7 protein-coding genes and 1 pseudogene are annotated in these 11802 nt (G+C 44.5%); 4 read left to right on the forward strand and 4 right to left on the reverse strand.

From position 1 onward, the window contains the following. The first annotated feature begins 108 nt into the window (after window positions 1-108). From V7K98_RS04415 to V7K98_RS04430, 4 genes are all read left to right on the forward strand, one after another. Window positions 109-4785, forward strand: a complete 4677-nt coding sequence (locus tag V7K98_RS04415; protein WP_335019613.1) for an SNF2-related protein — start codon at window positions 109-111, stop codon at window positions 4783-4785. 241 nt (window positions 4786-5026) lie between these two features. After that, window positions 5027-6049, forward strand: coding sequence for a caspase family protein (locus V7K98_RS04420; protein ID WP_335019614.1), 1023 nt, complete (start codon window positions 5027-5029; stop codon window positions 6047-6049). Window positions 6050-6068: 19 nt separating this feature from the next. After that, the gene (locus tag V7K98_RS04425) at window positions 6069-8288 is read left to right on the forward strand and encodes a tetratricopeptide repeat protein (RefSeq protein ID WP_335019615.1); all 2220 of its coding nucleotides are present in this window, start codon (window positions 6069-6071) and stop codon (window positions 8286-8288) included. A 185-nt stretch (window positions 8289-8473) separates the two neighbouring features. Then, complete coding sequence (locus tag V7K98_RS04430; protein WP_335019616.1) at window positions 8474-9310, forward strand: SWIM zinc finger family protein; 837 nt, start codon at window positions 8474-8476, stop codon at window positions 9308-9310. Window positions 9311-9331: 21 nt separating this feature from the next. Here V7K98_RS04430 and V7K98_RS04435 read toward each other — a convergent pair whose 3' ends face one another. From V7K98_RS04435 to V7K98_RS04450, 4 genes and pseudogenes are all read right to left on the reverse strand, one after another. Continuing rightward, a complete protein-coding gene (locus V7K98_RS04435) occupies window positions 9332-9967 on the reverse strand; it encodes a Uma2 family endonuclease (protein ID WP_335019617.1) in 636 nt (211 codons plus the stop codon). A 21-nt stretch (window positions 9968-9988) separates the two neighbouring features. Further along, window positions 9989-10174 (reverse strand): PCP reductase family protein, encoded by a 186-nt coding sequence (locus tag V7K98_RS04440; RefSeq protein WP_335019618.1) that lies wholly within the window; start codon window positions 10172-10174, stop codon window positions 9989-9991. Window positions 10175-10304: 130 nt separating this feature from the next. After that, window positions 10305-11696, reverse strand: coding sequence for a photosystem II reaction center protein CP43 (gene psbC / locus V7K98_RS04445; RefSeq protein ID WP_335019619.1), 1392 nt, complete (start codon window positions 11694-11696; stop codon window positions 10305-10307). Next, window positions 11680-11802 (reverse strand): annotated as a pseudogene (locus V7K98_RS04450) (photosystem II D2 protein (photosystem q(a) protein)); the annotation flags it as partial. The gene psbC and the pseudogene V7K98_RS04450, both read right to left, overlap by 17 nt.

An 11802-nucleotide genomic window follows, 5' to 3' on the forward strand; every position in this document is an offset into this window, starting at 1 on the left:
TTTCTTGTATCCAACAGTTTTATTATAAATGTTCTTGAGAAGATGTAAAAAAATAGAGTTTTTGGAATCTAAATTATTTAATTTTACGATAATCTGAGTAGTTAGAAAATGGCGATTTTACACGGTAATTGGTTATTAAAAAGTCAAAAGGGTTGTTTATTTATTTGGGGAGAAACGTGGCGATCGCCACGAGCGAATTTTGAGCCTGATGGATCTGGAGATATCCCGATACATCCATTGGCAATGACATCAGTGGAGTTGAGTGAGTGGTTGGTTTCCCAGAAGATGGCGATCACTAACTTTATCCAGAAACCTCAAGTTGCGATCGCTACTACTGGACGATCGCGTAAAGCAGCCAGTACGACTGAGATAGATTTACCAACACACTCCCAAATTATTGCCCTACCAACTTATATCCCAGAAGATACATCTGCGATTTTTCCCGTACATTCTGCCAGCTTGGGACTAGATACAGACTCCCCGCAATATTTACAACCGTGGCGAGTTGAGGGTTTTTGTCTCAACCCCAGCGAAGCAGTAAAATTTCTCGCTGCTATTCCTCTAAATGCTGCAAAAGGTGAAGATGCCTTTTTAGGAGGAGATTTACGTTTTTGGTCGCAAGTTGCCCGATGGACTTTAGACTTAATCTCGCGGTGTAAGTTTTTACCAAGAATTGAACGACAATCAGATGGTACATTTGCTGCTAAATGGCAAGTACTTCTAGACAGTGCTGTAGACGGAACTCGCCTAGAAAAATTTTCTGCGGATATGCCGTTGGTTTGTCGCACTTATCAAGGGAGAGTGGGGAGTAGGGAGTGGGGAGATGAGGGAGAAGAATTAATCACCAATGCCCCATGCCCAATGCCCCATGCCCAATGCCCAATGTATGTAAATTTTCCTACCGAACCTCAAGAATTACTTTTAGAATTTCTCAACAGTACGATAGATGCCCAAGTGCGAGAAATGGTAGGTTCTCAACCTTCTATTGAAGCTAAAACCGCAACTGGTAAAGATGCGGTGCGACAATGGTTGCAAGCTTTAACTACTGCATCTCATCCAATCAATGCAGATGTAAATGAAGTGGAACGACTGGAAGCGGCACTTAAAGCTTGGACGATGCCGCTACAATACCAATTAACTCTTAAGACTTTATTTCGTACTTGTTTTCAACTACGTTCTCCAGAGTCTGGCGAAACAGATTGGATATTGGCGTATTTTTTGCAAGCGGCTGATGATTCTGAGTTTGTGGTGGATGCGGCAACTATTTGGAACAATCCAGTTGAACGATTTGTTTATGAAAATCGGACAATTGAGCAACCACAAGAAACCTTTTTGCGAGGTTTGGGGCTAGCATCTCGATTGTATCCTGCGATCGCACCCAGCTTTGAAACCGAATATCCCCAATCTTCTCGTATCACTCCTATGCAAGCTTATGAGTTTATCAAAGCCGTAGCTTGGAGATTGGAAGACAGTGGTTTAGGAGTAATTTTACCTCCGAGTTTAGCGAATCGTGAAGGATGGGCGAACCGTTTAGGTTTAAAAATTACAGCCGAAACCCCAAAGAAAAAACAGGGTCGTTTAGGGTTACAAAGTCTGTTAAATTTCCAATGGCAATTGGCAATTGGCGGACAAACTATTTCCAAAGCTGAGTTTGATAGACTTGTGGCTTTAAATAGTCCGCTAGTGGAAATTAACGGCGAGTGGGTAGAATTGCGCCCCCAAGACATTAAAACAGCGCAAACCTTTTTTACCACTCGTAAAGACCAAATGGCGCTTTCCTTAGAAGATGCCTTGCGTTTTAGTACAGGGGATACCCAGGTAATTGAAAAATTACCAGTAGTCAGCTTTGAGGCATCTGGGGCATTACAGGAGTTGATTGGGGCGTTAAGCAATAATCAAGCGATCGCGCCTTTACCCACACCAAAAGGCTTTAAAGGACAGTTACGACCCTATCAAGAACGTGGTGCTGCTTGGCTGTCATTCTTAGAACGTTGGGGTTTAGGCGCGTGTCTCGCCGACGATATGGGACTCGGTAAATGCGTAGCAAACGATACCTTAATAGATGTAAACGGAATATTACGCACAGCCGAGACAATCTGGACAACTTACGCTGGAGAAACAGAATTTGACGGCGAGGGATTTTGGGCTAACCCCACAGAGCAATTATTAGTTAATTCTATAGATGAAGAAACTGGCAAAATTGTCCAAGCTAATGTTAGACGGTTGTATCGGCAGCAAGTCAGCGAGAAATTACGAAAAATCACTCTAGAAGACGGTAATAGTATTACTATCACCCGTCGTCACAAGCTGCTAACAAATAAAGGTTGGACAAATAACTTACACGTGGGTGATTACATTTGTGTACCAGGTAAAACGCTTTGGAATGGACAATCACAAGACCCGGATTTAGTCAAGTTTCTCGCTTGGCAGATTGCTGAAGGTCATGAACTATCGAATGTAGGAAGAGTCACAATATATCAAAAAGATATCAGAGTACTAGATGATCTACTCCAGACTTGCCAACGCATAAAAGAGCGTTATAACCTCAAAATTAACAGCCCTAATATCTCTACCTTCCCCAACAGAGTTGCTTCTCTTCGAGTTAACAGCCAAGCCTATCGAGTATTTTTAGAAGCTAAAGGTTATGTTTGGGGGAAACTGTCGGCAGAAAAATCTATTCCGCCCTTCATCATGCAGGCAGATTTGAATAGTGTGCGAATATTTTTACAAAATTATTTTGATGCGGAATCTGCTGTTATTTTGAGTATGGGTAGTATCGAGGTTTCTACAGCTTCAGCTTTCCTAATTCAGCAACTTTCTTCACTATTGCGTCGTTTCGGCATTTGGTTACGAATATCGCCAAAACTAAAGTGTGCCACTAATGAAACTCGTACTTTTCGCACCTACCATATCGGTGTAATTGGTGGAAATTCTGCCCGCAGATTTTTACAGGAAATTGGGTTTAATAACTCAGAGAAACAGCAGAAATTAGAACAAATTTGTCAACTAGTTAGCAACACAAATATTGAAGGAATTCCTGCATCTGATATTGTTGCCCAAACAGTTAGATCAACCAGACTACCGTTGCGGCATTTTGGGATGCACAACACAGTTTATATTAATGGCTCACAGCAATTTTCTCAAGATACTTTGCAGAGAGTAATGGCTGGAATGAGCCGCATGATTAGTGGAGAAGCCCAAGAGCAGTATCAGCTACTAAAACCTTCCAAGTGGACAACTCAAACTTTGTCAGCTTATAGCAACTTAGATGTAGAACAGTTGAGCTTAACCAGACAGTCTTTGCAATGTCTTCTCAATCAAGAAGTGTTTTATTGCCGAATTGAGGCTATTGAAGATGTGGAGTATGAAGGGTGGGTTTATGACTTTGAAGTTAGCAAACATCATAATTTCGTTGCTAACAATATTATTTGCCATAATACCGTCCAATTTATTGCCTTTCTGCTGCACCTAAAAGAACAAGATGCACTCGAAAATCCAACTCTATTGGTTTGTCCAACTTCTGTTTTAGGTAACTGGGAAAGGGAAGTAAATAAATTTGCACCAAGCCTGAAAATTTTGCAATATCACGGTGACAAACGCCCAAAAGGTAAGGCGTTTTTAGAAGCAGTAAAAAAACACGATTTAATTGTCACCAGCTACTCACTTCTTCATCGAGATATCAAGTCATTAGAAAGTGTCCCTTGGCAGATAATTGTTTTAGATGAAGCCCAGAATGTGAAAAATTCAGAGGCGAAGCAGTCAAAAGCAGTACGGCAATTAAAAGCAACGTTTCGCATTGCATTGACGGGGACACCAGTAGAAAATAGACTGCAAGAACTTTGGTCTATTTTAGATTTTCTCAATCCAGGATATTTAGGCAACAAGCAATTTTTTCAGCGTCGGTTTGCCATGCCAATTGAAAAGTATGGGGATACGGCTTCTTTGGCTCAATTACGTTCATTAGTTCAGCCATTTATCCTGCGGCGATTAAAAAGCGATCGCGACATCATTCAAGACTTGCCAGACAAGCAAGAAATGACCGTATTTTGCGGTTTAACTGGCGACCAAGCCGCACTTTATCAAAAAGTTGTAGAACAATCTTTAGCAGACATAGAATCTGCGGAAGGATTGCAACGTCGGGGGATGATTTTGGCTTTACTAATCAAACTCAAACAAATCTGCAATCACCCAGCCCAATATTTGAAACAGGCGACATTAGAGCAACATAATTCAGCTAAACTTCTGCGGCTAGAAGAAATGTTAGAAGAAGTTTTAGCAGAAGGCGACCGCGCTTTAATATTTACACAATTTGCCGAGTGGGGCAAATTACTTAAACCCTATTTAGAAAAACAGCTTGGGCGAGAAATATTCTTTTTATATGGTAGCACTAGTAAAAAACAACGAGAGGAAATGATTGACCGTTTCCAACACGATCCTCAAGGGCCGCCAATTATGATTCTTTCTCTAAAAGCGGGTGGAGTAGGACTAAATTTAACACGAGCAAATCATGTATTCCACTTTGATAGATGGTGGAATCCAGCCGTAGAAAATCAAGCTACAGACCGAGTATTTCGGATTGGTCAAACCCGGAATGTGCAAGTACATAAATTTGTTTGCACAGGCACATTAGAAGAAAAAATTCATGACATGATTGAAAGTAAAAAACAACTAGCTGAACAAGTTGTAGGTGCTGGTGAAGAATGGTTAACTGAACTAAATACAGACCAACTTCGCAACTTACTAGTACTAGACCGTAGTGCAGTAATTGACGATGATGCAGAATAAGTTCGTAGTAAGAACTTTAGTCCTTGATTTGAGCGCTAAAGCGCTCACTACAAACCTATCCAAATTGGTGCGACAGACTACTATAGCAGTCCTAAATCATTCGTGAAATTCTCTGTTTCTTTCCTTGGCAATCTTGGCGATTCGATAATTTTCACAACTTAGATTCATCTGAGAACCATCATAGATTAAAATATACGATATTAATGACAAATATTACCCTTCTTCTTTAGTCTGTGCCATCATGTCAAACCACTTTGCCCACGGTTATGCGTTGTTGATTGGGGTTGGCAGAACAGTCGAATCCCGATGGTCATTGCCTGTGACAGTTCAAGATGTGCAAGCACTGAAGACGGTGCTAATTGACCCAAATTTGTGTGCCTATCTAGATGATTCAGAACATATTCGCTTATTGCAGAATGAGCAGACAACGCGCAGCGCAATTTTGGATGGATTAACGTGGTTAAAGGAAAAGGCTGCTGCTGATACAAATGCAACAATTGTAGTTTTTTACTCTGGGCATGGGTGCTTTGACTTATCAAGTCAGTGCTATTATCTGCTCCAACATGACTTCAAGCCTACGGATATTCCTAATACTGCTCTGTCTGCCCAAGAATTTACTGAAACCCTGCGACAGATTCAGGCAAAACGGTTGTGGGTCGTAATTGATAGTTGCCACGCAGAAGGTATGGCTACTGCCAAGGGAGAACTACCTGCTGATTTTATCGCCACGGCATTGCCCAAGGGGGTGGTCGATGTTTTGAAGCAAGGCGAAGGCAGGGCGGTGTTTACGTCCTCCAGAGGCAATCAGGTTTCTTGGATACGTCCTGATAAAACCATGAGCCTCTACACTTATCATCTAATTGAGGCATTGCGAGGAGCGGCTAATCAACCAGGGGATTCCAAAGTCATGCTCTCAAATCTGATCAATCATTTGGGTAAAACCGTGCCAGAGAGCGCTAGAACCCTATATCAGGCAGAACAAACACCGTTTTTTGATACAGCGATGGAAGATTTTGCGATCGCCATGCTGCGGGGAGGTAAGGGACTACCAAGCTCAACCCCAGTCTCAGACTCGCCCAAAATTCTGACCGATCAACAAGTGGTAACACCTGCACTAGCAATGGCGCGTCGGTCACTAACATTTTTAGAGGAGCAGGCTGCGGGATATGGCAGGTTGCAAATGCCAGCTCATCTCCGAATCGAGCTAGAAGAAAAACGTCAAGAAGTGGCAGATTTGGAAGCTAGACTAAAAAAATCAGAGTAAGTAATTCCCACAGGCTGCTATGGAAGATCAAACAAACCTCGAACAAATGCTTTCTACCGCCCGCATGATCCTAACGGTATTGGAACAGCAGTCCGCAGGCTATACCAACTTGACTATTCCGGCTCACCTGAAGGTGCAAGTAGAACAGAAACGCCAAGAGGTCACTAGCCTAGAGGCGCGATTAAGCCAGTTGCAGGGAAAACGCTCGACAAGTGTGCCCGATAACATGCCCCGCCATAACGATGTGTTTGTGGGACGGAAACAAGAAATCGCCCGTTGTTTGGAGGCACTATCACCAGAAGAACGCGGATGGGGTGTAGCGATCGATGGTATTGGTGGCATGGGCAAAACGTCGTTGGCGCTGGAGGTAGCACACCTTGCCCGTAAGCAAGCTTTATTTGATGCCTACCTGTTTGTTTCTGCCAAAACTACCTGGCTCTCACCTGAAGGAGTGCGGCAAGAAACCCTCGCCCTGTCTTCTCTCGATAGCTTCTGCCGAGAATTTGCTAAGGGGTTGGGACAGGAAAATATTGAGAAAATGACTGATGCCACAGAACGCCGCCGCGCCCTTCTAGATGCCCTGCGGGGAAGGCGTACACTGTTGATTTGGGACAACTTGGAAACCCTGAATGCAGAAGAACGCGATATGATTGCCGAGTTTGTGCGGAAGCTACCCAGCCCCAACAAAGCCATCATCACCAGCCGCCGCCGCACTGGGGAAAGCGCCGTCACCATCCGCTTAGATCGTCTCTTAGAGGCAGAAGCTTTGGAGTTAATGCAGGCGAAGGGAAGGAAGCACCACCATCTAGCCCAAGAACTCAAGGCAACGAAGCCAGGGATATTGACTGCTTTATATGAAGCATCTGGTGGCAACCCCCTAGCGTTAGATTGGACATTGGGACAGGTGGCACACAAAGGCTACTCCATCAGTTTTGCCCTAGAGCGGTTGCGGAATGCCGCCAAATCCACCGATCTCTATGGGTTTCTGTTTGCCGATGCCGCCCAAGCTCTCTCTGAAAGCGATCGCACAGTGTTATCTGCCTTAGTTGTATTTCTGACACCAGCAAGAAGCACAGCACTGGCAGATGCTACGGATTTAGCCATAACCGAGATCCAAGTTTCTTTAGAGCGGTTGGTAACACTATCTTTGGTGAATGAGTTGGATGGAGAACGGTTTGGCCTGCACCCCCTCACCCGCACATATATCGGCGCAGCTGTGGGCGGAACGGATACCGTCGGGACTGCACCCCTAGCGAGTGGAATCCGGTTTGACTCTGCTGCCCAACGGAAAGTTTTGCGGTACTGGGTGGACTTTGCCCAGAAGTACGGGGGTTACGGCAAAGATGCCTATCAGACCCATGACAAGCTGGAAGCAGAGTGGCAGAATCTAGAGGGCGTGGCTACAACCCTGCGGGAGATAGCAGGTATCCCCGGTGAATTGAAAGACCGACAGGCTGCCCAAATGCTCATCGATTTGGAAAACGCTTTGTATCAATTCCTCTGGTCTCGAGGCTACTGGGACGAGAGAGTGCGCTTGGGTGAGTGGCGATATCAAGCGGGAAAGGCGCTGAGTCAGTGGAGCGATGCTGGTTGGGGAGCATATAACGTTGCCTGGATTCACTACAATCGTGCGGAGACGGATCGAGCAGCAAGTTGGGCGGCTCAGATGGTAGAGGCAATGGAGCGGGGCGGCAGCCGTCGGGACAAGGCTGTTGCAATTCAGTTGCAAGGAAATATTGCAAGCCAACGCAAAAACTGGATTGAGGCAGAGCGGTTTCACCAAGAGACATTAGCAATTTATCGAGAGTTGGAGGATGAAGAATGTGAAGCGCTCGCCCTCAACGATCTGGGATCAGCTGCGCGATCGCAGGGACAATATGATCGTGCCGAATCCTACTTCAAGGAAGCGTTGGCGATCGCTATAAAGCTAGGTTTGAAAGATCAAGAAACTTATCTTTCTGGCAACTTGGGACTTCTAGCCCTTGACCGCGATCGCCCTACAGAAGCTCGCTCCTGGTACAAGCGTGAGTTAGACCTGGCCCAGCAAGTGGGACGGCAAGACTTGGTAGCTACTGCTCAATGTGGTCTGGCGCGAGTTCTGGAGGAGGAAGGGCACTACGCAGAGGCACTACCCTTGGCATTGGCTGGCCTGGAAATCCAAGAGCGCCTGCGCGATCAGAGCTTGGATTTTTCGCGCCAATTGGTTGAGCGTTTGCGGCGCAAGGCGAAGATAGAATAATTCGTAATTCGTAATTAATTCAAGGTTTTATGCCTCTATATGAACAAAAAGAACCCCGACTTCTTAAAGAAGTCGGGGTTCTGAGCCTCTCGCCGTTTGCGACTCAAATAGGATTGCTATAGTCTGAGGTAATTGTCACAAAACGAGATCAACCCATCCCATAATTTTGAATTTTGAATTGATTTATGACTAATTACACATTACAAGCAAGCCGCGAATGGTGGTCACAACAATGGTTAGATTTACTAGATTCTTATCGTTTTAAAAAGCGTTTAGAACGTGCAAGAAACTATGCTCGTCAAGGAAATGTTTTGAGCATCGAATTTAAAGGTGCAAAAGTATTAGCTAGGGTACAAGGTAGTGAAATCGAACCTTATAAAGTTTCTCTTTCCCTTGAACCTTTTAGCGATGAACAGTGGGGTTATGTAATTGAAACCATGTCCCAAAGGGCAATTTTTGCTGCCAAGCTACTAGCAGGAGAAATGCCACAAAATATAGAAGAAGTCTTTACGGCTAACGGTCTTTCGATATTTCCTTTTACCCTTGGTGATGTCCAAAGTAAATGCTCTTGTCCTGATAAAGCAAATCCCTGTAAGCATATTGGTGCGTTGTATTATCAGTTAGGCGATCGCTTCAGTGAAGACCCCTTTGTACTATTTCAATTGCGCGGACGCACCAAAGAACAAATTATCAGCGATTTACGCCAATTACGTAGCGCCAAGATTCAACCCAATACCATAGAAACACCCGATATTCAAGAGTCAATTTCTAATAATAAATACTCGGTAAAAATTGATTCTTTCTGGCAATACAATGAGCCACTAGAGTCATCCTTGGTAGTAATAGCACCGTCCACTAGCGAAACGGTATTAGATGTATTAGGAGCAATCCCCTTAGCGAAGGAAGAGGAAAATACAGTAAATTCAACTTCGAGTGATGTGGTAATGAAGTATTTGAATACAGTTTACAGAGATGTGAGCCAGAAGGCTTTTTTAGCAGCGATGAATGTGGGAGCAACCTAATTCGTAATTCGTAATTCGTAATTAGGTTGACTGGGTAGTTGACCTCACCCATTGCCGAACCGCTCGACGAATTGCCCGTCTGCCATCTGGACGATTTTGTTCAATGAGTTTTGGCAGATATTGAATTTCTAAAGTAGGAAATACTAAACTCTTTTCTGACTCGACATATTCCCCATTTTGGAGGTGATAAATCTTGAGTTCACCAGAGTCATAACACCAGAGTTCTGGTACTCCCAGACGGGCATAAATGGGAAAACGATTTAGAGATTTATTGGTAATATCAATTTCCAATGCCAAATCAGGCGGTGGGTCTTGTTTCAAGTCCAAATCCAATCTACCCCGAACCGTAGCTTCATTCTGGAAATAGAAGCAGTTATCTGACTCTACCCCTGCCATTCGGCTTTCTCGCTTCCAGGTAGTCGAACCATAACTTTCATAGTCCATAGCCAACTCTTCAGCGATATCTTGAACCGCAATACTAATTACCTCTTTGTAATGTTCGTGTTCAGGTAAAGGTGTCATAATTTCCAAAGTAGTGCGATCGTAAGCTAACCTTGCTGCTCGATGTTCTCCCAAGTCTTTTAGAAGATTTTCAAACTGTTGCCAGCTGATGTCATAAAGCATTACCCGGTCTGCTCGATTCTTGGCGACTGTCATTGTTACGACCTCCAGAATGTTTTATTGTCCAAATTCAAGCCTAGCCTGTTCTACCAAATCGGCTGTAACAATCTCTTGGTTTGCTTTATAAGTCAGCTGTTCAATTCTGGCTTTAGCTTGAGCGCGGACAAAAAAGGGAATATTTTGTAACTTTTCTTTAGCTTCAGATGTCCATCGCAAAGCATCAATAAAATTAGAGTCACTCATAGTATTAATTACCTTGGTAAGTTGCTCAGTTTAATCAATAGATTACTAATTTTCCTATAAAAAAAGCCCTTGCTTTTACGCAAGAGGCTCTAAATTATTTACTTGTCAGTGATGAAATAAACCTTACAACCTAATCTAGGTCGTTCATAAACATCACTGGCTCAGTATCACGGTTAATTCCTTTCTCAAAACCACCAGCCGCAGCCCTGGCGCGACCAGCGTGCCACAAGTGACCAACTAGGAAAAAGAATCCTAGTACGAAGTGAGAAGTTGACAACCAAGCGCGAGGAGATACATAGTTGAACGAGTTAATCTCGGTAGCCACACCACCCACGGAGTTCAAAGAACCCAGGGGAGCGTGGGTCATGTATTCAGCAGCACGACGAGCTTGCCAAGGTTGAATATCGTTCTTGATTTTTTCCAAGTCAAGACCGTTGGGGCCACGTAGAGGCTCCAACCAAGGGCCACGGAAATCCCAGAAGCGCATGGTTTCACCACCGAAGATGATTTCACCAGTTGGAGAGCGCATCAGGTATTTACCTAGACCTGTGGGGCCTTGGGCAGATCCGACGTTAGCACCTAAGCGTTGGTCACGAATCAAGAAGGTCAAAGCCTGAGCTTGAGAAGCTTCTGGGCCAGTAGGGCCAAAGAATTCGCTTGGATAAACAGTATTGTTGAACCAAACAAAGATCGAGGCAATGAAGCCCATCAACGACAGAGCGCCCAAGCTGTAGGAGAGGTAAGCCTCACCAGACCAGATGGATGCGCGACGTGACCAAGCAAATGGCTTGGTAAGAATGTGGAAAATACCGCCAGCAATACAGATAAAGGCAATCCAGATGTGACCACCGACCACATCTTCTAAGTTATCAACGCTAACAATCCAGCCTTCGCCACCGAAGGGAGACTTGATGACATAACCGAAGATAACTGCTGGGTTCAATGTCGGATTGGTAATAATCCGAACGTCACCACCGCCTGGCGCCCAGGTGTCATACAACCCACCAAAGAACATTGCTTTTGCTACCAACAGTAGCGCACCGAATCCCAAGATAATCAGGTGGAACCCGATGATGTTGGTCATCTTGTTCTTGTCTTTCCAGTCGTAACCAAAGAAAGAAGAGTATTCTTCTAAGGTTTCTGGGCCACGGACAGCATGATAAATACCGCCAAAGCCAAGAACGGCTGAGGAAATTAGGTGGAGTACACCAACAACAAAGTAGGGGAAGGTGTCGATTACTTCACCACCAATGCCAACACCCCAACCTTGAGTAGCAAGGTGAGGTAACAGAATCAAGCCCTGTTCGTACATGGGCTTTTCAGGAACGAAGTGAGCGACTTCAAATAAAGTCATTGCTCCTGCCCAGAATACAATCAAGCCAGCGTGGGCAACGTGAGCGCCCAAGAGTTTGCCGGATAGATTGATTAAACGCGCATTACCAGACCACCAGGCAAAGCCGGTAGATTCTTGGTCGCGTCCAGTGCCGCCTAATATATTTGGTCTATTAGAGAGCGTTACCACGTGGTAATACCTCCTCGGGGAATACAAATTGTTCGTGGGGTTGATCTTGAGGAGCCATCCAAGCGCGGATACCCTCATTCAGCAAAATGTTTTTGGTATAGAAGGT

It is taken from the genome of Nostoc sp. (assembly GCF_036917435.1).
Taxonomy (GTDB): Bacteria; Cyanobacteriota; Cyanobacteriia; order Cyanobacteriales; family Nostocaceae; genus Nostoc.